The organism is Polyangiaceae bacterium (assembly GCA_020633235.1).
Lineage (GTDB): Bacteria > Myxococcota_A > Polyangia > Polyangiales > Polyangiaceae > JACKEA01.
Genome location: JACKEA010000004.1, coordinates 425,667 through 451,323, shown reverse-complemented (window position 1 = coordinate 451,323; position 25,657 = coordinate 425,667). Strand labels below are relative to the sequence as shown.

General features: G+C 68.4%; 25 protein-coding genes. 14 read left to right on the top strand and 11 right to left on the bottom strand.

Annotated features, from left to right (window positions below):
• Positions 1-139 precede the first annotated feature (139 nt).
• Together H6717_23435 and H6717_23430 are read left to right on the top strand one after the other, a co-directional pair.
• Entirely contained in the window at positions 140-1,105 is a 966-nt protein-coding gene (locus H6717_23435; GenBank protein MCB9579999.1) for an alpha/beta fold hydrolase, read from the top strand.
• A gap of 41 nt (positions 1,106-1,146) precedes the next feature.
• Positions 1,147-2,424: a hypothetical protein gene (locus tag H6717_23430; protein ID MCB9579998.1), complete on the top strand. Its 1,278-nt coding sequence runs from the start codon at positions 1,147-1,149 to the stop codon at positions 2,422-2,424.
• 3 nt (positions 2,425-2,427) lie between these two features.
• Here the strand turns inward: H6717_23430 and H6717_23425 are convergent, their stop codons facing one another.
• The 4 genes from H6717_23425 to H6717_23410 form a co-directional block, all read right to left on the bottom strand.
• The gene (locus H6717_23425; protein MCB9579997.1) at positions 2,428-3,060 is read right to left on the bottom strand and encodes a hypothetical protein; all 633 of its coding nucleotides are present in this window, start codon (positions 3,058-3,060) and stop codon (positions 2,428-2,430) included.
• A gap of 177 nt (positions 3,061-3,237) precedes the next feature.
• A complete protein-coding gene (locus H6717_23420) occupies positions 3,238-4,308 on the bottom strand; it encodes a GNAT family N-acetyltransferase (GenBank protein ID MCB9579996.1) in 1,071 nt (356 codons plus the stop codon).
• Positions 4,309-4,356: 48 nt separating this feature from the next.
• Positions 4,357-4,764, bottom strand: coding sequence for a hypothetical protein (locus tag H6717_23415; GenBank protein ID MCB9579995.1), 408 nt, complete (start codon positions 4,762-4,764; stop codon positions 4,357-4,359).
• 53 nt (positions 4,765-4,817) lie between these two features.
• On the bottom strand, positions 4,818-6,191 hold the full coding sequence (locus H6717_23410) for an anthranilate synthase component I family protein (protein MCB9579994.1): 1,374 nt from the start codon (positions 6,189-6,191) through the stop codon (positions 4,818-4,820).
• A 105-nt stretch (positions 6,192-6,296) separates the two neighbouring features.
• Between H6717_23410 and H6717_23405 the strand changes: the two genes are divergently transcribed.
• The 3 genes from H6717_23405 (at position 6,297) to dnaJ (ending at position 9,575) form a co-directional block, all read left to right on the top strand.
• Complete coding sequence (locus tag H6717_23405; GenBank protein ID MCB9579993.1) at positions 6,297-6,794, top strand: hypothetical protein; 498 nt, start codon at positions 6,297-6,299, stop codon at positions 6,792-6,794.
• A gap of 42 nt (positions 6,795-6,836) precedes the next feature.
• Complete coding sequence (locus tag H6717_23400; protein ID MCB9579992.1) at positions 6,837-8,384, top strand: hypothetical protein; 1,548 nt, start codon at positions 6,837-6,839, stop codon at positions 8,382-8,384.
• An 84-nt stretch (positions 8,385-8,468) separates the two neighbouring features.
• The gene (gene dnaJ, locus H6717_23395; protein ID MCB9579991.1) at positions 8,469-9,575 is read left to right on the top strand and encodes a molecular chaperone DnaJ; all 1,107 of its coding nucleotides are present in this window, start codon (positions 8,469-8,471) and stop codon (positions 9,573-9,575) included.
• Between the two features lie 44 nt (positions 9,576-9,619).
• On the opposite strand, the gene H6717_23390 is transcribed toward dnaJ, so the two are convergent.
• Both H6717_23390 and H6717_23385 read right to left on the bottom strand, forming a co-directional pair.
• Complete coding sequence (locus tag H6717_23390; GenBank protein MCB9579990.1) at positions 9,620-10,306, bottom strand: leucine-rich repeat domain-containing protein; 687 nt, start codon at positions 10,304-10,306, stop codon at positions 9,620-9,622.
• Between the two features lie 47 nt (positions 10,307-10,353).
• Positions 10,354-11,061, bottom strand: coding sequence for a hypothetical protein (locus H6717_23385; GenBank protein MCB9579989.1), 708 nt, complete (start codon positions 11,059-11,061; stop codon positions 10,354-10,356).
• Positions 11,062-11,143: 82 nt separating this feature from the next.
• Here H6717_23385 and H6717_23380 point away from each other — a divergent pair, with 82 nt between their 5' ends.
• Entirely contained in the window at positions 11,144-12,484 is a 1,341-nt protein-coding gene (locus H6717_23380; protein ID MCB9579988.1) for a hypothetical protein, read from the top strand.
• Between the two features lie 300 nt (positions 12,485-12,784).
• Here H6717_23380 and H6717_23375 read toward each other — a convergent pair whose 3' ends face one another.
• A complete protein-coding gene (locus tag H6717_23375; protein MCB9579987.1) occupies positions 12,785-14,917 on the bottom strand; it encodes an RNA-binding transcriptional accessory protein in 2,133 nt (710 codons plus the stop codon).
• 65 nt (positions 14,918-14,982) lie between these two features.
• Between H6717_23375 and H6717_23370 the strand changes: the two genes are divergently transcribed.
• From H6717_23370 to H6717_23355, 4 genes are all read left to right on the top strand, one after another.
• Positions 14,983-15,168: a hypothetical protein gene (locus tag H6717_23370; protein MCB9579986.1), complete on the top strand. Its 186-nt coding sequence runs from the start codon at positions 14,983-14,985 to the stop codon at positions 15,166-15,168.
• A 63-nt stretch (positions 15,169-15,231) separates the two neighbouring features.
• Positions 15,232-15,789, top strand: coding sequence for a Uma2 family endonuclease (locus H6717_23365; protein ID MCB9579985.1), 558 nt, complete (start codon positions 15,232-15,234; stop codon positions 15,787-15,789).
• A 13-nt stretch (positions 15,790-15,802) separates the two neighbouring features.
• Positions 15,803-16,315: a hypothetical protein gene (locus H6717_23360; GenBank protein MCB9579984.1), complete on the top strand. Its 513-nt coding sequence runs from the start codon at positions 15,803-15,805 to the stop codon at positions 16,313-16,315.
• 87 nt (positions 16,316-16,402) lie between these two features.
• Positions 16,403-16,846: a hypothetical protein gene (locus H6717_23355; GenBank protein ID MCB9579983.1), complete on the top strand. Its 444-nt coding sequence runs from the start codon at positions 16,403-16,405 to the stop codon at positions 16,844-16,846.
• A gap of 137 nt (positions 16,847-16,983) precedes the next feature.
• Here the strand turns inward: H6717_23355 and H6717_23350 are convergent, their stop codons facing one another.
• The gene (locus H6717_23350) at positions 16,984-18,126 is read right to left on the bottom strand and encodes a hypothetical protein (protein ID MCB9579982.1); all 1,143 of its coding nucleotides are present in this window, start codon (positions 18,124-18,126) and stop codon (positions 16,984-16,986) included.
• 28 nt (positions 18,127-18,154) lie between these two features.
• Positions 18,155-20,308, bottom strand: coding sequence for a choice-of-anchor L domain-containing protein (locus tag H6717_23345; GenBank protein MCB9579981.1), 2,154 nt, complete (start codon positions 20,306-20,308; stop codon positions 18,155-18,157).
• Between the two features lie 102 nt (positions 20,309-20,410).
• Here H6717_23345 and H6717_23340 point away from each other — a divergent pair, with 102 nt between their 5' ends.
• Positions 20,411-21,082: a hypothetical protein gene (locus H6717_23340; GenBank protein MCB9579980.1), complete on the top strand. Its 672-nt coding sequence runs from the start codon at positions 20,411-20,413 to the stop codon at positions 21,080-21,082.
• A gap of 30 nt (positions 21,083-21,112) precedes the next feature.
• Entirely contained in the window at positions 21,113-21,697 is a 585-nt protein-coding gene (locus H6717_23335; protein ID MCB9579979.1) for a hypothetical protein, read from the top strand.
• Positions 21,698-21,724: 27 nt separating this feature from the next.
• Here H6717_23335 and H6717_23330 read toward each other — a convergent pair whose 3' ends face one another.
• Complete coding sequence (locus H6717_23330) at positions 21,725-22,360, bottom strand: hypothetical protein (protein MCB9579978.1); 636 nt, start codon at positions 22,358-22,360, stop codon at positions 21,725-21,727.
• A 76-nt stretch (positions 22,361-22,436) separates the two neighbouring features.
• On the opposite strand from H6717_23330, the gene H6717_23325 reads away from it, so the two are divergent.
• A complete protein-coding gene (locus H6717_23325) occupies positions 22,437-23,744 on the top strand; it encodes a FliI/YscN family ATPase (GenBank protein ID MCB9579977.1) in 1,308 nt (435 codons plus the stop codon).
• Positions 23,745-23,812: 68 nt separating this feature from the next.
• Here the strand turns inward: H6717_23325 and H6717_23320 are convergent, their stop codons facing one another.
• On the bottom strand, positions 23,813-24,436 hold the full coding sequence (locus H6717_23320) for a hypothetical protein (GenBank protein MCB9579976.1): 624 nt from the start codon (positions 24,434-24,436) through the stop codon (positions 23,813-23,815).
• Between the two features lie 83 nt (positions 24,437-24,519).
• On the opposite strand from H6717_23320, the gene H6717_23315 reads away from it, so the two are divergent.
• Positions 24,520-25,644, top strand: coding sequence for a hypothetical protein (locus H6717_23315; GenBank protein MCB9579975.1), 1,125 nt, complete (start codon positions 24,520-24,522; stop codon positions 25,642-25,644).
• The last annotated feature ends 13 nt before the right edge of the window (positions 25,645-25,657 follow it).

Below are 25,657 nucleotides of genomic sequence, written 5' to 3'. Positions count from 1 at the left end.
AATCCTCCTCCCCGCGGAACGCGGGAAACGATTCAAGCGTAAGACCCGATCACGTCCAGCGCAAACGGCCCCTGACACTTTTCATCGGCAAAGAAGTCGCGGATCTCACGCAGCGGAATTGTCGAGTAGACTCCGCGCCATGAAAGTCCAGCGCTTCTGGCCGAGCTCCGGAGGGTGGCAGCTGGACGTGCGGCGCCATCACACGCCTGCCCGCCTCGATCGATCGCTCAAGCCGGTGCTGCTCATCCCCGGCTACTGCATGAACACCACGCCGCTCGGGTTTCATCCCGAAGGCATGAGCATGATCGAGCTGCTCGCGGAACGCGGCTTCGAGGTGTGGACGGCGAACCTCCGTGGCCAGGGGGACTCCCGCTCCGTGGGCGGCCCGCGTAACGTGGGGTTTCGCGAGCTGGTGCTGGGCGACCTGGCCTCCGCCATTCGCGAGGTCCGCGAGCGCACCGCCGCAGCGCAGGATCGCGTGGACGTCGTCGGTTGCAGCTTGGGCGGCACCTACGTGTTCGCGTATCTCGCGCACCACGTCACGGATCACGGCATTGGCTCGTTCGTGGGCATCGGTGCTCCGCTGCGCTGGGAGAAGCCGCACGCCCTGATGAAGATCGCGTTTCGGTCGCCCGCCCTGGCGAGCCGACTGCACGTGAGCGGCACCCGAGCGTTTGCCAAGGCCTTCTTGCCGCTGCTCGCCGAGCGCTTTCCGGCCGCGCTGAGCATGTACATGAACACGTCGATCGTGGATCTGTCGCGCGCCGACGAGTTGGTGAAGACCGTCGAGGATCCCATCCCCAAGCTCAACGGCGAGATCGCGCGTTGGCTGAGGAGCGGCGACCTGGAAGTGGCCGGGGTGAACGTCACCCGCGGGCTCGAGCGCGTGGACCGGCCGTTCTTGGCCATCGTGGCCAACCGCGACGGTATCGTGCCGCCGGAATCGGCTCGCACCGCTGCCGACGTCGTGCGCCGGTCCGACGTGCTCGAAGTGGGAGACGACGAAACCTGGTTCGCCCACGCGGATTTGTTCATCAGCCGCTACTCCCAGGAGCGCGTGTTCGAGCCCCTCGCGCGCTGGCTGCGGGACCGCACCGACGACTGAGGTTGCCCGCGGCGCTGGCTTTCTGAGAAAGTGGGGGACGTATGTCGCGGCGTCTCCTCTGGTGCCTCCCTGTGCTGCTCAGCGCCTGCTCCGTCCTGGCGGATCTGGGCGACGAACGCTCGGCGGGCGCGCCGGACGCGAGCGCCGGCTCGGGCGGGAGCGGTGGCGGCAGCGCCGGAGCAGCGGGCAGCGGAGGGAGCGGCGGCAGTGCCGGAGCCGCGGGCAGTGCCGGTAGCGCCGGTGTGGCAGGCAGCGCCGGTGTGGCAGGCAGCGCCGGAGCCGCGGGCAGCGACGCCAGCGTTGGCGGCAGCGCCGGCATGGACGCGGGTACGGACGCCCCCAGCGACGCCTGCGGCGCCAACCTGGCGAAGGATCCGGACAACTGCGGCTACTGCGGCCACAGCTGCCTGGGCGGCGATTGCGTTTCCGGCGAGTGTCAGCCGGTTCAGCTCACCACCACCCAGCACGGCGCTCGCGGCCTGACGCTTGCCGACGGCAATTTGTTCTGGGGGAACATCGACATCTCCAAGGTCTACATGATCGATACCAGCGGCGGCGCACCCGCGAGCTGGACGTTGAGCGTCTCCGGTCCCAGCGACGTCACCACCTACGGTGGCTACTTCTACTTCGCCGGCAAGTACGACTCCAAGATCCACCGGCTGCCAACCTCCGGTGCGCAAGCCCCGCAGACCTACTGGCCCACCACGGGCGCCGTGAACTCCGTCGCCGTGGACGCCGACGGAGCCTACTTCGATCAACCGAACGCCGTGGCCAAGAGCAGCGGCTCGAGCCAGACGTCGCTCGGTACGTTTCCGATTCAACCCCGCTTCCTCGCCCTCGATGCCAGCTACGTCTACGTCACGGCGGAAGACGCCGGTGAGGTGCACCGCATCCCGCGCGCCGGAGGCAGCTCGCAGAAGCTATTTTCCGCGGGGACCTCCACCTGGGCCATCACGGTCGACGATCAATGGGTGTACTTCTCCACCTGGGTCGCGTCGGAAGTGCTGCGCGGAAAGAAGGACGGCTCGGGCGCTACGCAGTCGATCGCGGCGGGGCAGGCCGGCACCTTCGACATGGTGATCAGCGGCAACTATTTGTACTGGGTGAACCAGGGAACGTACGCCGGCAACTACGCCGATGGCAGCGTGCTGCGCGCCCGCATCGACGGCGCCACTCCTGGTGTCCCCGAGCCCCTGGCGTCGCAGCAGGATCGCCCGCAGGGCGTGGCCGTGGACGGACAGGCCGTGTACTGGGTCTGCTTCGGCAACGGCACCAACACCAGCCTGCCGCCCGGTTCGGTCTGGAAGCTGGCCCTGTGAGCGTCAGCCTTCGGCGTACAGGTCGAAGGCGAGATCGGACAGATCGCTGATGCCGGAGCTCAGCACCTTGCCCTTCTTCTCACCGTACAGATCCACGACCAGGCCGCCGCTCTCGTTGGTGTAGACGCCGAGCTGCACGGGGACGTTTGCGATGTGCTGAGTACCGAGCGGCACCGTGATGCCGTCGTTGGTGACGAGGCTCCAGTTCAGCTCGAGATCCAGGTTCAACGTGGCAAAGCCTCCGTCTCCGCTCTGCGAGCGTGAAAGCGTCGTCGTCACCGGTTTCGCCAGGCTCACCTTCACGTCACGAAAGCCCGCCGTGTTCGCGACCACCTCGTCGAACACGATGTCCTTCAAGCTCACCTCGACGCTCTCCACCGTGATGCTGTCCGGGGCGTCGGAGCTCAGCTGAACCTGTCCGCTCACGATGGGTAGGGCCATCTCGGCGAACTGCGCCTGGCTGCCGAGGGCCGTGATGGACAGCGCCGTTGGCCCCTCGACCAGTGTCGTGGCCTCGGCCTCCGCCGGTGGCGCTTCCTGCTGGACGTTCGGGACCGGGTCGGGAGCGCCGGTAGCGGCGCAGCCCGCCAGTGTCCAGGAGAGCAGGGCAACGGAGACGAAGGACTTTCCAAACATGGCGCCGCCTTCGCCGCGAGGGAGGAAGCGGTCAAGCGATTTTGACGCACCGCGTCTATACCCCGATAATCACTCGTCTTTTTGTGACCCACATGTAGGTCTTAGTGCGCTTCTGTAGGTGTCGCGGCTTCGGTTTCTTGGGGTTGGTCCGCCGCGAGCCCCGTCGCGTCGCGGACGTCAGCGCCAGTCCAGGTACACGCCGCGGGGCCGTGGCGGCAGGGGCGCGTCAAAGCTCACGGCGGCGACGATCAGCTGCTTGGGGTACGGCACGAAGCGCGCGCGCCACAAGGGCGTCGCGCCGAAGTACGGCAAGTGCGGCATCTGCAGTCCCGCCCAGCCGCGCCGCCCCGCGTGGAGGCACAGCCCCCGCGTCAGATCCCGCGCCTCTCGCCCCGGGAGTCGATGCACGTGAACGAGATCGAGCCAGCCGAACGGCACTCGGTTGCCGAATCCGGCGAGCAACATGCGCCACGCACTGAGAAAGCCGTCCACCTCTCCGCGATCGTCCTCGTGCACCACGGTGACGACGTCGGGCTGACTCAAGTACCAGGAGAGCTCGTCCCGCTCGCGCACCATGGCAACGTCGTTGCGAGCGAGATGATCGCGGCACAGCTCGAACACTCTGCCGTGGTCGTCCGCGCGCAGTAGACGAACGCGGCGGCTCTCGGGCTCCGGCGCGCGCTCGAGGGCGCCGAGCGCCAATCTCTCGATTCGGCCGAGCGACGCGGCGCGGAGTGCGGCATCGACGTCGAGAATGCGGATCAGGAAGTGCTTCACCCGGCACCACTCGCTGAGCGCCAGACCTTCGCGACGCATCACTGATCGCGCGGTATCGATGCCGTGCGCCTCGGGCTCGAACATCGCGACCCCGCCGTCGTAGCCTCGCTCCCGAGCGATGCGCAAGAGGGCACTGCCCATCTCCAGCGCCAGCCCGCGCCGCTGGTGAGCATGGTGAACCGACGCCCAAGCCGGCACCACCATGCGCCGTTCGGCTCCCCGGACCGACACCACCCGCGGGATCCCTCCCAAGAAGCCCACCAGCTCCCCACCCTCGGTCACCCGCACGAACAGCTCCGGATCCGCCCCCGGCGCAGAGAAGATCAGGCGAAACGTTGCGTCGTCGAAGGCGATGCTGCCGCCGGTGTCCTTGCCATGGTGCTCGAACACCTCACTGATCAACCGGGCCAGCGCCGCTGGCTCGGCCTGAGATAAGGAGAACTGCTCGACCCGATACCCCGCCCCGGTCATGGCCCATTGTGTGGGGACCGCGAACCCGAACGAAATGACAAACGCCCACTACTCCATCTCGAGGGGCTCCCGGCCGGCCCGGCGCCGGAGCGAGTTCATGGCGGCGAGCACCCGCGGTCGCGACACCAGCTTCCTCAGCATGCGGCGTTTGCCGGGAAACGACAGGAACACCAACGAGACGATGATGGTGACGATGCCCTGCCCCGGCAGCACCAGCATCGCGATGCCCGCCAACAGCAGCAGCACTCCGAAGGCGTTCCTGGCGACGCGCCACGCGAGGCGCAGGTAGTCGTGGCGGAGGGCGCCCGGCGGAGGGAGCGTGTGGCGTCGCACGAAGTAGTCCGCGGGCAAGCGCGCCACCAACCACGGAATGCCGATCAGGCTGGCCAGCAAGAACAGCACGCTCACGCCGCTGAGCACCGCCAGCACTCCCGGCGTCAGCACGTGATCCGCCATGGGCCAAGCCCAGCGGGGCAACCACGCTCGTAGGGCTTCGTGCACGAGCGACCTCAGCGCGTGCGAAACGCGGCCGCCACGGCGGCCAGCGCCGCGCGCGCCTTGTTGCGGGTCTCTTTGGCTTCCAGGGCGGGCACACTGTCCGCCACCAAGCCGGCTCCCGCGGTGACCTCGAAGCGCCCTTGGGACAGGACCGCCGTGCGAATGGCGATGGCGAAGTCGAGATCTCCTCCGCGCGTCACGTAGCCGAGGGCGCCCCCGTACACCCCGCGGGGACGCCGTTCCAGCTCCCGGATGATCTGCATCGCGCGCACCTTCGGCGCGCCGCTCAAGGTGCCGGCGGGAAAGGTGGAGCGCAACACGTCCCACGGACCGAGACCGTCGCGGAGCTGACCGCGCACCTCGCTCACGATGTGCATCACGTGACTGAAGCGCTCCACCTCCATGCGCCGCAGAAGCTCGACACTCCCGGCTCGCGAGACGCGCCCCACGTCGTTGCGTGCCAGATCGATGAGCATCACGTGCTCGGCGATCTCCTTGGGGTCGGCGAGCATCTCTTGGGCCAGCGCCTCGTCTTCTTCCGGGCTCCGCCCACGCCGGCGGGTCCCGGCGATGGGGCGCAAGGTGATGGCATCGTGCTCCACCCGCACCAAGGTCTCCGGGCTGGCCCCGGCAACGGCCACCGCGGCACCGCTTTCCGTCGCCGGCAATTCCAACAGGTACATGTAGGGAGCGGGTGAGAGCACGCGCAGCGCGCGGTACACGTCGAAGGGATCGCTGTCTCCCGCCGGCGCGGAGAACGTGCGGGCGGCCACGATCTGAAACGCGTCTCCCGCGTAGATGAACTCCTTGGCTCGCTCGACGATGCGCTCGTAGTCCGCGTCGCTCACGCTCACGTCGAGGTCCGACGGCAGGGCCGCCGGGTCGGGGGGTGCCAGGGGCGCGAGGGCCGTCGCCCGGGCCAGATCCGCCTCCGCCCGCTCGAGATCCGCTGGATCCGGCGAGGCCAGGGTCGCGGTGTGCGTGAGGTTATCGAACACCACGACGGTGGCGTCCGACACGAAGCGCGCGACGGGCCTACCCACGAGCTCGGGCCACGGCTCCACCTTGGTGGCAAAGTGAACGGCGTCGTAGGGGACGACGCCCACGTGGGCTCGCGCGAAGCGCGCCGCCACGCTCGCGTCGGGCTCGGAGCTCACCCCGAGGCGCCGCGCGAGCTCCGCGAAGGGCTCGACACCGGAATCGCCGAGCACCGCCACCTCGGCCCGCGGCCGATAGCCGAGGATCGAGTAGCGCCCCCAACGCTCGCCGGGCACCACGCTCTCGAGCAAGAAGCTGCCGCCCCCGGCGTCGCGCCGGAGCACGGCGTAGGCTCCGACCGGTGTGATGCCGTCGACGATCAGCGTCTTTTCGTAGATGCGCCCCATCCGCGCCCATCCTACCCCAAGCCCCTGCCGCCGCACTCTACGGTCGCATATTGCATCGCGCCACAGGTGGTGGATTGTCGCGCAGCACGGGAATAGGATCGCGTCGTGCGCTTGCTGCTCTCGCTCTTGGTCGTTGCCGTCGCCGCTTCGGGCTGCCGTAGGGTGAGCACCCGCACCTTGAAGGACACCGAGGGGCGCACGTTCACGGCGGAGTGCGATCGCCAGGGTCAGTGCAACCTGACACGCGACAAGGCCGAGCCCGGGAGCCCGGACAAGAAAGACCTCGTGCTCCGCTCGCCGGGAAGACTGGTGGCGATGTGCGACGCCGCCGGAGACGCGAAGCCGGATCTGGCGGCGGATTGTCGACCCCTGGTGTGTGAATCCGACGACGCCTGCCCCCCGGCCCACGGCTTGAAGCACGGGACCTGCGTGAACGGCCTGTGCACCGAGCCCGCCAATCCCCTCACCCAGGACGACTCCGTGCTGTTGTGCCTGGCGGGAACGGGCATGGGCAAGAGCGCCGCGGCGCAGGTGGACCGCTACGCAATGGGCCTCAACTGCGGCTCGCCGTGCGTGGTGCCGAAGCCCTGCCGGCAGCCCTGAGGCCTCGACGTCCGCCCTCGGCGTCGCTATGGTCGCCGGCCCATGCAAGGCCCCGAGCGCCTCCATCCGAGCATCGTCCTCGCCGCCTACGCCGAGTCCCTGGTGGACGGTCGTCGCGTGATCGTGTTCGGCGATTCGTCGTCGGGGCTGGCAGAGCAGCTCATCGATCGCGGCGCGCGCATGGTCAGCGTCTTCGATCCGGAGAGCGCTCGGGTGGCGGAGGCGGCCACGCGCAACACGTCTCGCGACATCAGCTACGCGCCCCTGTCTCCGACCGGCATCAACCTGCGAGAGGGGTCCTTCGACCTCGCCCTGGTGGAGGACCTCAATCGCGCCGGGCCGGCGCATTCGGTGGTGCTGCGCCTGAAGAAGGCCTTGAGCCTGGATGGCGTCGCGCTGGTGGCGGTGCCAAACCCGGAGGTCCAGCGCCGGCTGCTGACGGTGGCGGAGCCGCCCCAGGGCGCTCTCGACTACTACGAGCTGTACGACGCCATGAAGGTGGAGTTTTCCCACGTGCGCATGCTGGGGCAGACGCCCTTCGTGGGCTACGCAGTGGTGGACTTCGCGGCCAGCGGGCAGCCGGAGCCTTCGCTGGATACCAGCATGCTACCGGGTGGAGCCGAAGAGCCGGAGTGGTTCGTGGCCCTGGCGAGCGAAGCGCCGACGCGGCTCGACGACTACGCCGTGGTGCAGCTGCCGTTCCGGCGCGCCATCGGTTCCGGCAAGGGCTCCGACGCCGGCGCCGAGCTGTCCCGCGCGCGAGATGCCGAGCGGAACGCGCGGGATCGCGTGGCGCGCCTCGAAAATGAGGTCGCGGAGCTCCGTCGCAAGCAGAGCCTGCAAAGTGGGGGCGACCCGCGGGAGATCCAAGCGCTGCGCAAGAAGCTTTCGGAGCGCGACGCGTGGGTCACGGAGCTCGAGGCCCGAGCCGCGATCGCGGATGCCCGGGCGGACGAAGTGCAGGCCGAGCTCGAAGAAGAGCGCGAGCGGTGGGCCGCGGAGCGCGACCGTTTCCGCGCCGAGCCAACAAAACAAGAACCCGACCCCGGGCTCATGGCCCGCCTTTCGGAGATCGAGGGCGAACGCGATCGTCTGGAGCACAAGGTGGACGAGCTGATGAACGCTCTCGACCTGGAGCGGGGCGAGACGGAGCGGTATCGGAGCATCGCCGCGGAGCGCGCCCACGATCTCACGGTCGCCCACACCGAAGTGGAGGCCGCCGCCGCGGACTATGGGCACCTGGAAGCGCAGCTCCTGGAGCGCGGCAACGAAGTGCGCCGGCTGATGCGACAGATGAAGGAGATGGAGCGCCTGGGACGACAGCTGCTGGACGAGCTCGATGAGCAACGTTCGAGCGGCAGCCCCAGCCCCGGCAGCAATGAGCTCCGAGAGCGGCTGGATCGCTTGGCGGAGCTGAACGCGCTCCGGGAGGCCGATCTGCAGGCGGCGCGCTGGACGATCCAGTCCTTGGAAGGCCGGCTGGAGGAGGGCTCGGGGGAGCTCTCGGCAGAGCTGGACCGAGCGCGAGCGGAGCTCCAGCGCCAAGCAACCCTCATTGCGCAGCTGAGGTCGGGGCCGGGAGCGGGCTGAGGTCCGTTGACACGCAAGCGCCCGAGCTTACTGTGTGATCCGTTCTTCTGACCCTGCCGCGGAAGGCCCCGGGCGGCCCGGACCATGAGCGAAAAACGCGATTATTACGAAGTGTTGGGCGTTAGCCGGGAGGCCAGCGCAGACGACATCCGCCGATCCTATCGGCAGTGTGCGCTGAAGTACCACCCGGACCGGAACCCCAATGATCCGTCCGCGGAGGAAAAGTTCAAGGAGGCCACGGAGGCCTACAGCATCCTTTCGGACGACGAGAAGCGGGGCAACTACGACCGCTTCGGTCACGCCGGCGTGGGCGGAGGCTTCGACTTCGGCGCTGCTGGAATGGGCGACATCTTCAGCCACTTCCAGGACCTGTTCAGCGATTTCTTCGGTGGCATGGGCGGCTTCGGCTTCGGGGGCGGGGGCGGGGGTCGCCGGCAGGCCCCGGTGCGCGGGCAGGACGTGAGGGTGGAAGCCAGCATCAGCCTCAAGGACGCGATGACCGGCTGCAAGCACGAGGTCGTCGTGCGGGGCGCCGCCGCGTGCGAGGAATGCAACGGCAGCGGTGCCAAGAAGGGCACCAAACCAGAACGTTGCGCACAGTGCGGCGGCAAGGGTCAGGTCACCACGCAGCGCGGCTTCATCATGTTCTCCACCACCTGCCCCGCTTGTCGCGGTGCGGGCACCAGCATCAAGGAGCCGTGCGAAGCCTGTGAGGGCGCTGGCGCGGTCGCGAAGCAGCGCAAGGTGTTGGTCACCTTCCCCGCCGGCATCGACTCCGAGCAACGCCTGCGAGTTCCGGGGCAGGGCATGCCGGGGCCCGCGGGTGCGCCTGCGGGAGATCTCTACGTGGACGTGATGCTCGAGCCCGACGAGACCTTCGCTCGCGAGGGCTACGATCTCGTCACGCGCCAGCCGGTTTCGTTTCCCGAAGCGGCGTTGGGCACGGAGATCCAGATCGAGCTCCCGGACGAAACCAGCTTGGAGGTGGAAGTGCCGTCCGGCACTCAGCCCGGCGCCGTGATCACGCTGCGGGGCCGCGGCGTCACCCGGCTGGATCGACGCGGCCGCGGGGACTTGCACATCGTGGTGGAAGTGCAGGTGCCCAAGAAGCTCAGTCGTCGCGCGAAGAAGCTCCTGGCCGAGCTCGACAGCGAGCTTTCGGAAGTCACCCGCAAAGAAGTCGGCACCTGAATCTGGATGTTGGTCCGGCGCGGAAACGCCCAAAAGGCGCGAGCCTAGCCCGTGATCGTGCAGCTCGGCAGGGCGGCCTTGATGCGCTCGCGCTGCCCCGGCAAGAGCGGATTGTCGCGCAGCGTGAGCCACTCCAGCGCCAGCAGGCGCGACAGCTTGGAGGGCAGCTCCGTCAGGCGGTTGTAGGCGAGCTGCAGCTCCGAAAGCTTCTGCAGATCGCCGATCTCCGGCGGTAGCTCCGTGAGCAGGTTCTGGTTCAAGTACAGGTACTCGAGGTGCGCGAGGCGACCCACCGCGGCGGGCAACTGCGTGAGACGGTTCCCGCTGAAGGCCAAGCGCCGCAGCTCCGCGAGCTCGCCGATGCGATCGCTCACGGTCTCGATCGCGTTGTCGGCCAAGTCGAGGTTCTCCAAGGCGCGGAGCTCGTAGATGCCGTCCGGAATGCGGGTGATGCGATTGGATGCCGCCGTCAGCTCCGTGAGGCTCGAGAGCTCGCCGATCCACTCCGGAAGTGCCGTCAGCACGTTGTCCGAAAGATCGATACGCACCAAGCTCTCGAGGGCACGAAACGCATCCGGAACCTTGCGCAACCCGATGGCGATGATCTCGAGCTCGCGCAGGTGGGACAGCTCCGCGATGTGCGCCTCGAAACGCTTCACCTCGCCAAAGCGCAACGACACCAGTCGCGCCGCAGGGGGATTCGCCAACGCTTCGTCCAGGGTCCAGCTCATGCCGGCAAGACAAGCGTAGTCAGCCGAGGCCGACGCGGCAATCGGCGTCAGTTGCCCCTCCGGCGCCCGCGACCGAAACCTCCGCCGAACATCGGCAGCTCGCCGTCCTTTCGCATCTGTTCGAGCTTGTCCATCTGACCGGAATCGAGCACTTCACCGAGCTTCTTGTTCTGCTCGTCCTGCAACGCTTGGAAGCTCTGCCGCCACTCCTGCGGCGTGCGCATACCGCCGTCTCCCCCGCCCCGCATGGCCCGCATCTTGGCGAAGTGATCGCGGAAGATCTCGGCGACCTTCTGCTTCTGCTGGTCGCTGAGCGAGAGCTTGGTCGCGAGCTGCTTGCTCCATTCGTCCACCATCTGGTTCATGCGCTCCGTGCGGCGCTGCTCGCGCTCGTCGCGCCGCTCTTGGTCGACGCGGTCGAGCACGTCGCGCACCGCGGTGTCGAACACCGGATCGTCCACCGCCGTCGGCGGAGGTACGCCACCGTCCGGTGCCGGGTCGCCGGCCGCGAGGGCTCGACCGTAGGCGGCGATGGCTTCGCTCGCGCGGCGCTTCTTCTCCAGACCCGCGACGCTCTGCTCGAGCTGCTTCACTCGATGGTCGAGGCCGTCGTCTTCGTCGTCGTCCTTCGACGCCGGGGTCTCGGCCTTGGCCGTGGTCTTCGGCGAGTCGCTGGAGAGGCGCACCGTGATGCCACCGACCACGCCGCCGATGACGGCAGCGATGCCCATCAGACCCAAGGATTTTCCGTCCATGCCGAATGATGCCGCAGCAGCGACCAACGTGAAAACGACTCCGAAGATTGACGTTCTCTCGCGCTGGGCGTAGCGACTGGAGGTGAGCAAGCGCTGGGCATTCTTGGCATTTGTCATGCTCTTCGGCTGCGGCTCCTCGTCGCCGGAAGAGCCCGCTGCCGCGCCCACGCTGACGCCGGGGGGCTGCGGGACGAGCTACGAGCTCTTGCCGCCGGCAGGTGCGGTGGTCACCAGCTCCGAGCTGACGGACGAAGCGCGCGCCGCTCAGACCGTCGACACGTTGCTCGCCTTCGCTGGGCTATCCAGCCTTTCTCCGGTGCCGTTCGGTACGCGCGTGTTCCGCGTGCGCTACACCACGCAAGATCGGGGCGAGTCGGTGGAGGCAACGGGGCTCGTCGCCGTTCCATGGAACGAGGGCGAACCCGCGCACGACGCGCCCCTGCTCCTCGAGCTGCACGGCACGACCGGCTTTTCCGGTGCGTGCGCGCCCTCCGCCCCGAGCTCCGCTCATGACGTGGCACTGGGCCTGACCATCTTCGCGTCCCAGGGCTTCGTCGTCGTCGCGCCGGACTTCATCGGCCTGGACGCTGACGCCGATGCCACGAAGCCGCCGGAGCCGCGCCACGGGTATCTGAGCGCGGAGCAAGTCGCCCTCGGCTCCCTCGACATGGTGCGCGCCGCGCGCCAGCTGGGCGATCTCCCCGCGCGGCCCACGAAAGAGCTCTACTTGTGGGGCGCCTCCCAAGGCGGCCACGCCGTGTTCGCGACGGAGCTGTACGCGCCCTACTACGCGCCGGAGTACTCCGTGAAGGGCGCCGTCGCGCTGGTGCCACCAACGGACCTTCTCGGCCTCGCTCAGCACGCCCTCACGACGCCAGGTCCCACGACGGCGGCCCTGGCCGGCGCCATGGTCTCCCTCGACCGCTACTATTCCGACGGCTCCGCGATCGCTGCTCTGCTCACACAAAGCTACGCTTCTCAGCTGCCCGCGTTGATGGACAGCGAGTGCAACCCCGCCAGTGTGTTCGACGGCGTCACGGACCTGTCGCAAGTGTTCCAGCCCGAGGCGCTGAGCCATGCGCAGAGCGAAAGCTTCGACGCGTTCTCGCCGTTCGGTTGCTACGCCGCGGAAAACTCGTTCGCGACGACGTCCGTGAAGCGCCGCTCCAACACGCCCTTCTTGTTCGTGTTGGGTGAGAACGACGACCTGGTGTACTCGCCCGTGGAACGCGAAGACTTCGACCGCCTGTGTGGTCAGGGCTACCGCATGGAGTACCTGGAGTGTCAGGGAGCTGGCCACGTGGAGGGCGCCACGTGGTCGATCCCCGAGCAGCTCCGCTGGCTGCGAGCCCGGCGGAACGCCGAGCCCCTCACGAGCGTGTGTCAGCGCGGCAGCGCCACCAGCTGCGAGGCGCAGAAATAGGTACGGCCGAGGAGCTCGCGGGGGCGGCCTCGGCCGTAGGTTGGGAAGGCGGGGATTGTGACGTTAGGGCGTGCATCTCGCATGCCGTCACGTTCGTGCTGCGCGCAGGCGCGCGAACGAGCGTTCACGTGCGCGATGCCATTCGACAAATCAGCGCCACCGGCGCCGCGCCCCGCCGTGCCGCCGACGAATCTCGTGCGCCGCGCCGGGAGAGAGCCGGCGAGATTCGCGCGCTGTCACTCCGTAGCGGAAGCCGAAACTTGCCGTCCGTCACCGACGGGGCTCGCGCCGAGCCAACAATCAAATGCCCTTGCGACTGAGCGCGATGCGCTTGCGCTCGAGATCCACGGACAACACCCGCACCTTCACGCGCTCCCCGGCCTTGATCACGTCGCTGGGGGTCTTCACGAAGCGATCCGCGAGCTGGCTGATGTGCACCAGGCCGTCTTGGTGCACGCCCACGTCCACGAAAGCACCGAAGGCGGTGACGTTGGTGACCACGCCCTCCAGCACCATCCCAGGGGCGAGGTCTTCGAGCTCGTTGACGTCGTCGCGAAACGCCGGTGCTTCAAAGGTGTCGCGCGGATCGCGGCCCGGCTTGGACAGCTCCGCGATGATGTCTCGCAGCGTGGGCTTGCCGACCTCGTCGCTCACGTACCTCTCGATGTCGATCTCCTTTGCGGCTTCGGCATTGCCCACCAGCTCCGAAAGCGGCACGCCGACGTCCTTGGCCATGCGCTCCACCAACGCGTAGCGCTCCGGGTGCACCGCCGAGGCATCCAACGGGTCCTTCCCGCCGCGGATTCGGAGGAAGCCCGCGCATTGCTCGAAGGCCTTCGGGCCCAGTCCCTTCACCTTCAGGATGTCGGTCCGCCGCGAAAACCCCGCGCGGCGTCCCCGCTCCTCGACAATCGCCTTCGCCAGCTTGGGTCCGACTCCGGCCACGTACGAAAGTAGAGACGCGCTGGCCGTCGACAGCTCCACCCCCACGCGGTTCACCGCGCTCTCCACGACCTCGCGGAGCTTCTCTTCCAAGAGCGTCGCGTCCACGTCGTGCTGGTACTGCCCCACGCCGATGGATTTCGGATCGATCTTCACCAGCTCCGCCAGCGGATCCTGCAGTCGCCGCCCGATGGACACCGCGCCTCGCACCGTCAGGTCCAGGTCGGGCATCTCCTCCCGGGCGACGTCCGACGCGCTGTACACGCTGGCGCCCGCTTCGTTCACGCTCACGACCATCGCGGAGCTGCCCAGCGCCTTCTTCGCGAAGCGCTCCGTCTCGCGGCCACCAGTGCCGTTGCCCACGGCGATGGCGTCGGCTCCATGGCGCTTCACGAAGGCCGAAAAGTCCTGCTCCGCACACTCGCGCTCGGCGTCGGAGCGCAGGGGATACACCGTGGTGTGCGCGCGGAAGCTGCCGTCGGGGCCGAGGGCGGCACACTTGCAGCCGGTGCGGATGCCGGGATCCACGGCCACCACGGGGCGCGCGCCGAAGGGCGCGGCCATCAGCACCTGCGCCAGGTTCTCGGCGAACACGTCGATGGCGGCACGCTCGGCGCGCTCCGCCACGTCGCCCCGGGTCTCTTTCTCGAGGGCAGGGTGCAGCCGCTTCTTGTACGCCTCCTCGATGGACTCCTGGAGCAGCCGCGCCCAGGGCGAGCGGGGCCGGAGCTTCATGATCTGCTCGAGGCGCCCGAGGCAGCGCTCGTCGTCCACGGCGACCTTCACGCGCAGTACGCCCTCCGTCTCGCCGCGGCGAATCGCGAGATAGCGGTGCGAAGGTACCTTGGAGAGGGGCTCGGAGAACTCGTAGTAGTCCTCGAACTTGGTGCGCTCCTTGGTCTTCGACTTCACCGCGCGGGTCTCGAGTACGCCCTGCTTGGCGAGGGTCTCTCGCACGTGAGCGCGGCAATCGGCGTTGTCCGCGACGGCCTCGACCACGATGTCCTTGGCGCCGGCCAGGGCCTCGGCGACGTCGTTCACTTCCTTCTTCGCATCCACGAAGCCGCGAGCCTCGTCCTCCGGACGGCCGCCGTCAGCTTGAGCCAAGATGCGCTCCGCCAGCGGCCCCAGGCCGCGCTCGAGGGCGACGGAGGCCTTGGTGCGCCGCTTCGGACGATACGGCGCGTACAAGTCTTCGAGCTCCGCGCGCGTGGTGCACGCCTCGATGCGACGGCGGAGGTCGTCCGTGAGCGCGCCTTGCTCCGCGATGGTGGCGAGAATGCTGGCGCGGCGCGCGTCGAGCTCTTTCAAGCTGCGCGCGCGCTCGGCGACGGCGCGGATCTGCACTTCGTCGAGGCCGCCCGTCGCCTCTTTGCGGTAGCGCGCGATGAACGGCACCGTGGCGCCCTCGTCGAAGAGCCGCAGCACGGCGGCGGCACCACCGGGGGGCAGCTTCAGATCCCGCGCGACTCTCTCCGTCAGGCTCGTCATCGGCGGCGAGTATGCTCAGGGAGCGGACGCACGGCAGCGAAAATCCGCGCGTGCTACCATCGAGCGTGCCGTATCGGACGCGCGCCCTGAGTCGACAGAGTCCACCGCCCCTGGTGTCGCCGCCGCGGGAGATCCTCGATCACGTGCACGTCGTCTTCGATCGTTTTCCCCTCGGAACCGCATTGCTGGCGGCGCTGCTGCAGATCGGCGTGGCCTTGGCGCTCGGCGTCCTGCTGGCGGCGCACGTCTGACCGAGCTTCGGCAGCGATCTCGCCCGGGACCTAGCGGTTCTTGCGCGTGCTACCATCACGCAGATGGATCCCGCGGTCAAAGCCCCCACGCTGGAGGATCTCGAACGGCTGCCGCCGGAGATCAAAGGCGAGATCATCGAGGGCGTGCTGTACACGATGACCCGGCCGCGGGGAGCACATCAAGACGTCGTGCTCGGCATCGGTGCCGATCTGCGTGGACCGTTTCGGCGTGGTGCCGGGGGCCCGGGAGGCTGGTGGATCCTGCCGGAGCCGGGCATCGAACTGGCGAACACTCCGGAGATCGCACCCGATCTCGCAGGCTGGCGTCGCGAGCGGCTCGCCGAGTTGCCTCGGGACACCGCCATCACCATCGTCCCAGATTGGGTGTGTGAGATCCTGTCTCCGTCTACGCGACGGCACAATCTGCTCGTCAAGAAGCCCTACTACGCGAGCGTCGGCGTTCCGTTCCACTGGCTCGTCGATTTGGAGGCCCGAACCCTCACGGCCTATCGACTCGAATCCGGCCGATGGGTGGAGCTCGGGGTCTGGGGAGACGAGCTCGATGCCCACATCGAGCCGTTTGCCGAAGTCGGGCTGGATGTCTCCGCGTGGTGGCCGTAGCGAATTTCCCCGCGTGGCCGTCACCGCAACATTCTGGTGGTTGCCGGAGGAGGAGGACGACTTCCTGCGTTTCCTCGAAAGGGACACGCGCGTCGTCGCGCTGCCGCTCGAAGCACCGGATCGCGTCGCGGCGACTGCGCCGCGCGAGCTCATCGAAAGTGAGAATCCGGCCCGGGTGTTCCTCACGCTCCGCCCATACCTGGAGAGTGTGCGCTACGTCTCCTATCAGACGAACGGACGCGCGCTGCTTGGAATCGACGCCATGAGCTCACCGGTGCTTTCCTACTCGAGGTGCCTGTTTCGGAGGGACAACGAGCTGGGACAGGGAAACGTCTCATTCCATGGCCAGTGCCTTGTGGTCGACGGAGGGGGACTTGTCCCGAAGCCTGCCGAGCTCGTTTCCTGGGCCAAGCGAGTCGTTGCTCGAGTCCGAAAGACGACTCCCGGGTGGCACCAGTACAAGCGCTACCGCGTGACCGATGCCGTCACGGAAGGCGTTGCGCGCGGACTGAAGCTGACGTTCTGACGTCGTCCCGCGCATGTAGTCTATACCCACTGTTCACCGTCCAGCGCGGTCGTCGCCAACGCCGCTCGGCGCAAAGCGACCGCGCACTTGGTCGCGCACCTCGCCGAAATCGACCGGCGCGAGGTGTACGAGCGCGACGGCGCCCAGTGCTGCTTCGTGTCGGAGTCTGGCGTGCGCTGCACGGCGAAGGCGTTTCTCCAGTACGACCACATCGAAGCCACTGGCATCGGTGGTGGCGATGGCGCGTCCAATGGTCGGATCTTTTGTGCAAGCCACAATTTGAATGCGGCCAAGAAGACCTTCGGCAGAAAGCACGTGGAAGAGAAGATGCGCCTTCGTCAGCGAAGGCGCTCGGACACCGAGGACGCCGAGGCGCGGGAGAAGCAAGACAAGCTCCTCTTGGCGCTCACGAGCCAAGGCTTCAAGAAGGGCGAAGCCAAGAAGGCAACGGAAAAGCTCGCTCGAGAAGCTCGCACCCTTTCGTTACAAGAGCTGCTTCGGCGCGCACTGGCGTTGCTCGTACCACGATAGGCGGGATGTGCGCGCGCTGATTCCGCGCCGAACCGACAAGCCACCTGGTGGGAAGATCGTTGCTGGGCCGCCGCTTTGCGAGAGAGGACCGACTCAGGTGAGCACTGGGGCTGGTTGGCGCCTCGAAGGGGCCAACATCATGGCGCCAAGGTCACGTAGAAGAAGTCGCGCACGGAGGGCTGCTTCAGAAACTCGCCGTCTTCGATCTTGAAGCCGTCGAACACGGATTTCGCCGTCAGCGCTCCCTCGGCCTTTTCGAACACGACGAATTTGGGGAACGACCAGTTCACGTCCAGCTGGGCGACGGTGTCGCCGCCCACGTGGTGCATTCCGTCGGCCATGGCGCGGGCCGTGGTGTGGTTGCTCACGCCCACGTACAGCACCTGACGATCCTTGCGGAGGGCGATGGCCGAACGACGAATGACGGTCTCGCCGCCGAGGGCGGCGCCCCAGCCCCGAGTCTCCGGATCCCACAGTGATCCGTGCATGCGGCCGTCTTCGTAGACGCAGGGCGGCGTCTGGCGCCACCAGGCGAAGCTCGCCTCCCGATCGGCGATCTGCTTCCAGGTGTCGATGCCGATCTCGCCCTCTTGGGTCGCGAACACCGTGCACGACAGTGGGCGCGGCAACGCCACCGTGTGGCCGTCGATGCCGAGACCGTAGGCACCGTGCACGGTCTTGAAACCGCCGTTGAAGGCCGCGAGCAGCCGGTCGTGGTCGCTCTCGGCGATGAGCCCCGGTCGCTTCACTTCCTTGGCGCCCGGCGCGTTGGCGTGGGGCTCACGCGTCCCCGGAACCAGATGGAGGCGTATGCGCTTCACGGGCAGGGCCACCACGAAGATCTCCGCCCAGGAGCGCGCCGCGTCCGGATGCACCAGCGTCTTGAGCATCACGGCGGGTGCCTTCGGGCGCAGCGGATCCTCGATGGGAACCCAGACGCCGTCCGCCTCGGTGCTCACCTTCTCGTGCATGGCCCCCACGCTCTCCAACGAGAACGCGGGCACGCGGCCGGCATCCGCCACCGCGGGGGCGCTCGCGCTGGGGACCGCCCAGCGCGTGGTGGGTGCTTCTCCTGCGCGCAGCGAGCGGTTGGCGCGATCCTCGACGCCGTAGGCGAAGCGCTCGAGCTTCTCCACGGCTTTGGCGCCCACCACGGCGCGCAGCCCGTCCGCGAGCATCGGCCCGAGCCACGGAACGCGGTGGATGGCGATCCACAGCCCGCCGACGAGCACCGGCACGGCGACGGCGATGCCCACGAGGATGCGGCGGCGCTTGCTCATCGAGAGCGTCTGTTGAACGGCGTGCCGCTCAGCCGTCGGTCGTACCCGGCGTGCTCGCGGTCACGGCCCACTCGAAGCGATCGAGCAGCACCAGGGAGTCGTACCAAGGATCCCCCGTGTCCCAGATCACGAAGCGGATCTCGATGGTCTCGCCCGGCTTCACGTTGCCGGCGGTCTTCAGCCAACCAGTGCCGCCGCCGGCGCGGTTGCTCGATCCGCACCACCCGGGGTCGTTCAGGAACTGCGACGGCGGGTTCAACACGTCAAAGCCGGTACCGAGCAGCTGTGTGATGCCGGTGCAGGTGCTGGTGTTTCCCGCCACGGAACCGCCACCGCAGCCAGTGGGGCCGTTGAGGCAGGCCTTGAACAGGCCGGTGTTGCCGAACGCGAGGTTCACGCCCACCGGATACTTGGCGGAGCCGGTGTCGTAGAACGCCAGGTTCTTGTCGGCAGGGTTCGCCGTCTCCCCCGGGCCCGGCACGAAGCTCGAATCGAGCAGGGTGAGGAAGAAGTCGTTGAACGCGCTGCACACCCACTCCGGATACTCGCTGGAGTAGAAGAAGGAGCTCACGTTGAACGACTTCGCGTTGGTCGGCACTCGGATCCGGAGCTTCAGCATGATCGGATCGTTGGCGGTGGTGCCGCCCTGCGGATCCGGACAACCGGGCGCGTTCGGGAAGTTGTTGCCGTTGGCGCTCAGCCAGTCCGAGGGCACCGGGCTGGTGGTGCCCATGTTCTGTCCGCCCTGGAACGCGGCGTAGGCCGGGCTCGTGTTGTTGGGCGAAGCCTGGGCCGCCGCCACGCCGGTGGACAGCGCCGCCAGCTTCTGGCCCAACAGCGGGGTGACGCCGCTGCCGTAGCCGGAGCGGATGGAGCGCGAGTTGGCGGCCGGAGTGCCCGCGCCGTTGGCACGATAGAAGGTGGCGCTGATCACGCCCCACTTCTTCTGCGCAATGGGCGGATTCTCGGTCGTGGTCTGGCACAAGTCGATGGCCTTGGCGTAGTCGAGGCCATTGGCCGAGTTGCTCGTCAGGCCCGTGTCGCAGGCGGTCACGGCGTTGTCCACGGTGCCGTCGCAGTCGTCGTCCACGGAGTTGCCCGGGAACTCGTAGGCGCCTGGATTCACCAGGTTCGGATTGCCACACTGCGAAGTGTCCTCGCAGCAGTCCCCATTGCACGCGGTCCAGCCGTCGCCGTCCACGTCCGGCACGTTGTCCACCACGCCGTCGCAGTCGTCATCCACGTTGTTGGCACACACCTCGGCCAACGGGAACACCTGGTTCAGGCAAGGCCCGTACTTGGTGCCGCTCGGGTCGCAGGTCTTGGTGCCCGCCTTGCAAATGCCCTTGCCCTCGGTGCCGGCCGGCCCGTCGTAGCAGCTGGTGCTCTGTCCCGGGGTGCAGGCGCACGGGCCGTTCTGCGTGACGTTGTGCTCGCAGCCGTCCGCAGTGTTCTGATTGCAGTCGGCGAATCCCGCAGCGCATGGACCCATGCCGCACTGGCCGCTGCTGCAGGTGCTGGCAGCGTTCGCATAGCTCGGACACTTGGTGCCGCACGCACCGCAGTCGTTGATGTCGCTGCTCACGTCGTGACAGCTGCCGCTGCAGCAAGTTTCGTTGCCGGCCTGGCACGGTTGGCTCACGGAGCAGCCCACCGCGCACGCTCCCCCCGCGCAGATCTGACCGCTGGGGCAGTCCGTGTCGATCAGGCACTCCGCGCACTGATTGCTGGTGGTATCGCACATTGGCGTCGGCGCCGTGCAGTCCCCCGCTTCGTCGCAGCCCGCGTTGCAGGTGTGGTTCGTGAGGTCGCAGTACTGCCCCGAGGGACAGTCCGAGGGCGCCAAGCAGCCCACGCACTGTCCCGTGCTGGTGTCGCACACCGGACCGCCCGGATCGTTGGCGCAGTCCGTGTTGCCGCTGCATCCCGTCGGCGCATCGCTGCCCGCGTCCGCCGCCGCCGTGCCGCCGCTGCCGCCCGTCGCTCCGATGCCGCCCGAACCGCCGCCGCCGGTGGCCGAAGAGCCGCCCGTCGCGGAGTCGTTCCCGGCATCGCTGCCGCTGCTACCGCCCCCACCCCCGGTTCCCGATGGCGAGCTACTCGCTCCGCTGGAGCATGCAACCGCAGCCCCCAACGCGACGACGACCGAAAGTCCAAGGCCCCAGCTCTTGATGGCGATCACCGAGCAAGAGTAGCACTACCGCGATCATGTCGGTGCGCCGCGGTACCTCGCGACACGGCGACAATGTAGCGCGATGTAGGCGCGCGGTGCATGCTCGTGGAGATGTCGCGTGCACTCTCTTCGACGTTGGCCGTCGCCGTGCTCCTTGCGGCGTGCGATCGCGCGCCGACGCGCTCCGCCCCCAGCGCAGCGCCTTCCGCCTCCGCCGCTCCCGAGCTCACGTCGGCAGAGGCGCTGCGCCGCGTTCGCGCGTTGCCGGAAGTGACTGGCGAACAGCGTGCACAGGCGACGGCAAAGGGCGACGGCTTCGTCGTGACCGTAGGCCGCGGCGCCTCGGAGATGACGTTCGTGGTGGACCGGACCTCGGGCGAGATCCGCGTGGACACGGACGCCCACGAGCACTTCACCCGCGGGCACGCGATCTCCCTGGCCCAGTGGCGCGACGAGCGCCACGAGCGGCCGCAGGTCGCCGCCCGCGTCGCCGCCCTGCCGGAGGTCTCCGGCTTCGAAAAGGGCCTGGAAAAGGCCGGGCTCTCCCTCGCGCTGTGGCTCGAGCGCGAGCCGCCGAAGAAGGGCTGCACCGCGGGCACGCTCGAGTGCGCGTGGGCCTTCTACGTGGGCGAAGCACACCCGGATCACAGCGTCCGGCGCGTCAGCGTGCTGGTCGATCGCGTCACTGGCGACCTGTCCGTCGTGGGGCTCGACGCCCAACGCATGCCCTACGCGACGTGGCGCCAAGGACGAACCGCAGCGCTGATGCGCGCCGGCAAGTGAGTTGGCCACGGTCTTGCAGTACCTGCGGGCGTGACCCGTCTCGCCGTGGCCGTCGCCGTTGCCATCGCCTTCTCTGCAGGGCGTGCTGGCGCCGTCGAGCCACAGCGAGCGGGCACGACTGTGCCGGAGAGACCACAGTCGAAGGAATGGTACGGCTTGCAGGTGCTGGCGGTGGACGCCGTGGCCATCACCACGATGGGCATCGGTTACGAGGAGAGCGCAGTGCTCGTTCCGGCGTTCGCGGCGTACGGCTTGGGCGCCCCGCTGGTGCATCTCGGACACGGCAATGCGGGAGGGGCAGCGCTCAGTCTGGGCATTCGCGCCCTCGCCGGCTACGGGGCCATCGTCGCGGTTCCCGGAGGCTGCAAGGACACCCAGGGCAAAGGCCCGGACGACTGCTCCGAAGGCGTGAAGCACGGCCTGATGATCCTGGGCCTGGCGTCCGTGATCGACGCTGCGCTGCTGGCGAGCGCAGTGCCCGCGCCGCCCAGGGCCGACACGGAGCGCGACCGTCCGCGCCGTGAGCCGTCGAGCCGTTTCTCGTCGCTCCGCGTGGTGCCGAGTCTCGGCGCGGCGCCGAATGCGCTGTTCCTCGGCGCGAGCGGGACGTTCTGACCGCGTGGTACCGCGGCGGACCGACAATCAGAAGCCGGAGTCGTCGCTGGTGGTGTCCATGTTGCCGCGCGCGGGACCGGGGTTTCCGATCTTGCACAGCGTGTCGTTCGCGTTCAGGGGAGCGCCGTATGGGAGGTTCTTGGTGCGCGGCTTCACGTACACCATGCCGGCGCCCACGGGCTTCGGAATGATCGCGCCTTGCATCACCGGACGACCGAACTTGGCAGCCTCCACGATCACGACGACGTCGTCTCCGGAGAGGCGATAGCCCCAGTAGGACGCACCCATGCTGTCGGCGGGCTCGCCTTCGCAAGCGATGCCTTCGGACGACAGGCCGATGACCAACTGCGTGTGAGGGTTGACGGCGGGCTTGACCGCAGCCCACTGGAACGCAGCTTCCTCGGGACCGCCCAGCGCGACCGCGAGGCATTTGCAGGTCGGTGTGCCGCCAGGGGCCAGGTGCAGATCGTGGCGTGCTCCGAGCAGCGCGAGATCGCCGTTGTCCCCGAAGTCGCTCTGGCCCTCGCCCTTCACGGACGAGACGGGCTCCTGGAACTCGTCCTGGTTCTTGTTGGTGTTGGCGTTCACATTGGCGCTCACCGAGGCGCGACAACCCCCGGCGCCGAGCGCCAAAACCGCCAATAGACCCACCAGCTTTCGCACGCTGGAAGCGTCGCACCCGCCGGGCCGGTTGGGCAACTCTTGGTCGCTTTCGACCCTCGGCGGTACCCTATCCGCCGTGGACTTCGACTCCCTGCGCGCCCGCCTGGCTGAGACCTCGGCCCTACGACCCGTGGGGGCGGTGCGAGCGGTCACCGGCCTTTCCGTGAGGGTAGCGCTGCCCGGCGCCCGGGTGGGCGACGTGGTGGTGCTCCGGCGCCGGGGCGACCCGCTGTTCGCCGAGGTCGTGGGCTTCGATCAAGGCGAAGCCATCGCCATTCCCCTCGGGGAGCTGTCCGGTGTCGGGCCCGACGATCCCGTGGAGTCGACCGGGGCGCCGCTGTCCATCGGAGCGGGGCCGAGCCTGCTCGGTCGCGTGCTCGACGGCCTGGGGCGTCCGGTGGATGGACTGCCCCCGCCCGAAGATCTGACGCCGGTTCCCGTCGACCGCGCGCCGCCGGCGGCCCTCGGACGGAGACCGGTGACCGCGCCGCTCTCCACCGGCGTGCGGGCCATCGATGGGCTGCTCACGCTGGGCGTGGGACAGCGCGTCGGGCTCTTCGCCGGATCCGGCGTGGGCAAGAGCACGCTGCTCGGGGCCATCGCGCGGGGGACCGACGCCGACGTGGTGGTCGTCGCCCTGGTGGGCGAGCGCGGTCGTGAAGTGGGGGACTTTCTCGAGCACGCGCTGGGCGAAGCGGGACGTCGCCGCTCCGTGGTGGTCGTCGCCACCAGTGACGCGCCGGCCCTCGAGCGACTGAAAGCGGTGCAGGTGGCCACCGCCGTGGCCGAGCACTTCCGAGATCTCGGCAAGAGCGTGATGCTGCTGGTGGACTCCGTCACACGAGTCGCCCGCGCGCAACGTGAAGTGGGTCTCGCCGCCGGGGAGCCCCCCGCGCGCAGGGGCTATCCGCCCAGCGTGTTCGCGCTGTTGCCGCGCCTGCTCGAGCGCAGCGGTCAAGGGACGACGGGCGCCATCACCGCCATCTACACCGTACTGGTCGAAGGCGGCGACATGGACGAGCCCATCGCCGACGAGGTCCGCGGCATCCTCGACGGCCACGTGGTGATGGATCGTCGCATCGCCGCCCGCGGCCATTACCCCGCGATTGACGTCACCGTGTCCCTCTCCCGCGTGATGGACGCCGTCGTCGCCCCCGAGCACGTGCGCGCCGCCCGCACGATGCGTGCACTCATCGCCGCCTACGAAGAAAAGCGCGATCTCATCGCCCTGGGCGCCTACGCCAAGGGCAGCGATCCCAAAGTGGATCGCGCCATCGCCGCGTTGTCCGACGTCGAGCGCTTCTTGTGCCAAGACCCGAAGGACGTCAGCGCTTTCGACCAGACCGTCGCCGCGCTCACCGCCATTTCCAAGCGCTACTCCTGAATATTGTCGCTTGGGCGCGGGACCTCGCGGCCGCGCGGTTCCGCGTTGCACCGACAATCAACGACCGGCTATTTGCTGCAGGAGACCCGCACTCTGTCGTAGAAGCACGCGTTGCCTTCGGTCCGCGTCGGCTTCACTCCCGGGGCGAGCTTCAGCAACAGCTCGGGCGGGCACGGCACGGGCGTGGGGGGCGGCGGGTTGCAGAAGGCGCCCTTGGGGCAGTGCATCGTGTGACTCTCGGCGCACGTCATGTTCCCGAGCCGTAGGTGGACGTCTCCCTTGGACGTCTTGGCGGGGAGCACGGCGGTGGGACCGCCCTCAGGGCAGCGGACCGTGCTGCCCCCGGGGACCGTGCGGCAGTGCCCGGCGAAGCCGTAAGTGAGCCTCCCCTCCGGCGCCTCGGGCAACAGGGAGTCGGGGCACGTCGGCACGTACTTCTTCTCGCCGTTCACCATGCGGTAGCAGGAGCCGAAGCCGTCGTAGACGAGATCCCCGGGCGGTGGCTCCGCGCTGCTGGTGGGGGCGGCGCTGGCAGTGGGGGCGACGGTCACGGGGTTCGTGGGCGTAGGCGTCGCCGTAGGGGTAGGCGTCGCCGTGGGGGGCGGCGCGCCCGTCGGGGGCGGAGGATTCGACGTGGTACCGCCGCGCGTGCACGCGCTCACCGCCAGCGTCACCACGAACGGTGCGGCCATCCGCCTCCCTCGCTTTGCTCCCATCGGGCCAGCGTATCAGAAGCTCCGGCGCTCCTCGCGGGGCGGGGGTATCCTGCTCTCCCGTGCGGAAAATCGCACTGAAATCTCTGGCCCATGACCGCGGCAAGCTGCTGGCGTCGATCGCCGGCGTGGCCTTCGCGGCGACGCTCTTGCTCGGACAGATCGGTCTCTACGCCGGCTTCCTCTCGAGCTCGTCGGCGCTGGTGCAGCACGTGGGTGGTGACGTGTGGGTGATGGCGCGGGGCACTCAAGTGGTGGACAACGGAGAGCGCCTTTCGCCCGGGAGCCGGCAGTACGCGGCGTCTCATCCGTGCGTGAAGCAGGTACGAGGGATCGTGCTTTCGTACGCGGCGCTGCGCAAACCCAACGGCAGTCTCGAGGCCGTGCAGGTCGTCGGTTTCGAGCCGGACTCCAAGCACATCGTGCCTTGGAGCATGGCCCGAGGACTCCCGCACGACTTGCACGCGCCCGCGCGCGTCGCGATCGACGGGCTGGACCTCGGCAAGCTCGCGGTCCAGGGAGATCCCGTCGGTGCGGAGCTCGGCATCGGACGCCACACGGTGCGGGTCGCCGCCGTCACCGAAGGCATCCGCGCCTTCACGCTGGCGCCTTACGTGTTCGGCGAGATCGGCACCGCGCGCCGGGTGCTCGAGATGGGCAGCGACCAGGCCACCTACTGGGTGCTGGACCTGGCGCGGCCGGACTGTACGGCGAGCGTGATCCGACACGTGCAGCAGCACCCGGATCTGGACGCTCACACCACCGACGAGTTTCGCGTGATGACCGAGGACTACTGGGTCAAAGGCTCGGGAGCGGGCACGGCGCTGGGCTTTTCCGCGCTGCTGGGTCTGGTGGTGGGCGTGGTGATCGTGGGGCAGACGCTGTACGCCGTGACCAAGGAACACCTCCGGGAGCTGGCGACGCTGAAAGCCATCGGGGCCCGCCCCTTGGAGATTGTCGGCTTCGTCGCTTGGCAGGCGGCCTTCTTGGCGTTGGTCGGGGGCGGCCTCGGCGTGATCATGGCCATCGCCATCCAGCGCTACGCGGAAAAGTTCGGACTCTTCATCGTGCTGTCTCCTCCGGTGATGGCCGTGGGCATCGTGGCAGTGCTGGGCATGTGCGCGGTGGCTGCCATCGGAAGCGTGCGCGCCGTGCTGAAGCTGGAAGCTGCGGAGGTGTTCCAGTGAGCGCGGCGGAACG

Excerpts from the sequence above, each read along its gene's own strand:
- H6717_23435 (MCB9579999.1), top strand. The coding sequence starts at position 140 with ATGAAAGTCCAGCGCTTCTGGCCGAGCTCCGGAGGGTGGCAGCTGGAC.
- H6717_23430 (MCB9579998.1), top strand. The coding sequence starts at position 1,147 with ATGTCGCGGCGTCTCCTCTGGTGCCTCCCTGTGCTGCTCAGCGCCTGC.
- H6717_23425 (MCB9579997.1), bottom strand. The coding sequence starts at position 3,060 with ATGTTTGGAAAGTCCTTCGTCTCCGTTGCCCTGCTCTCCTGGACACTG.
- H6717_23420 (MCB9579996.1), bottom strand. The coding sequence starts at position 4,308 with ATGACCGGGGCGGGGTATCGGGTCGAGCAGTTCTCCTTATCTCAGGCC.
- H6717_23415 (MCB9579995.1), bottom strand. The coding sequence starts at position 4,764 with ATGGCGGATCACGTGCTGACGCCGGGAGTGCTGGCGGTGCTCAGCGGC.
- H6717_23410 (MCB9579994.1), bottom strand. The coding sequence starts at position 6,191 with ATGGGGCGCATCTACGAAAAGACGCTGATCGTCGACGGCATCACACCG.
- H6717_23400 (MCB9579992.1), top strand. The coding sequence starts at position 6,837 with ATGCAAGGCCCCGAGCGCCTCCATCCGAGCATCGTCCTCGCCGCCTAC.
- dnaJ (MCB9579991.1), top strand. The coding sequence starts at position 8,469 with ATGAGCGAAAAACGCGATTATTACGAAGTGTTGGGCGTTAGCCGGGAG.
- H6717_23390 (MCB9579990.1), bottom strand. The coding sequence starts at position 10,306 with ATGAGCTGGACCCTGGACGAAGCGTTGGCGAATCCCCCTGCGGCGCGA.
- H6717_23385 (MCB9579989.1), bottom strand. The coding sequence starts at position 11,061 with ATGGACGGAAAATCCTTGGGTCTGATGGGCATCGCTGCCGTCATCGGC.
- H6717_23375 (MCB9579987.1), bottom strand. The coding sequence starts at position 14,917 with ATGACGAGCCTGACGGAGAGAGTCGCGCGGGATCTGAAGCTGCCCCCC.
- H6717_23365 (MCB9579985.1), top strand. The coding sequence starts at position 15,232 with ATGGATCCCGCGGTCAAAGCCCCCACGCTGGAGGATCTCGAACGGCTG.
- H6717_23350 (MCB9579982.1), bottom strand. The coding sequence starts at position 18,126 with ATGAGCAAGCGCCGCCGCATCCTCGTGGGCATCGCCGTCGCCGTGCCG.
- H6717_23340 (MCB9579980.1), top strand. The coding sequence starts at position 20,411 with ATGTCGCGTGCACTCTCTTCGACGTTGGCCGTCGCCGTGCTCCTTGCG.
- H6717_23320 (MCB9579976.1), bottom strand. The coding sequence starts at position 24,436 with ATGGCCGCACCGTTCGTGGTGACGCTGGCGGTGAGCGCGTGCACGCGC.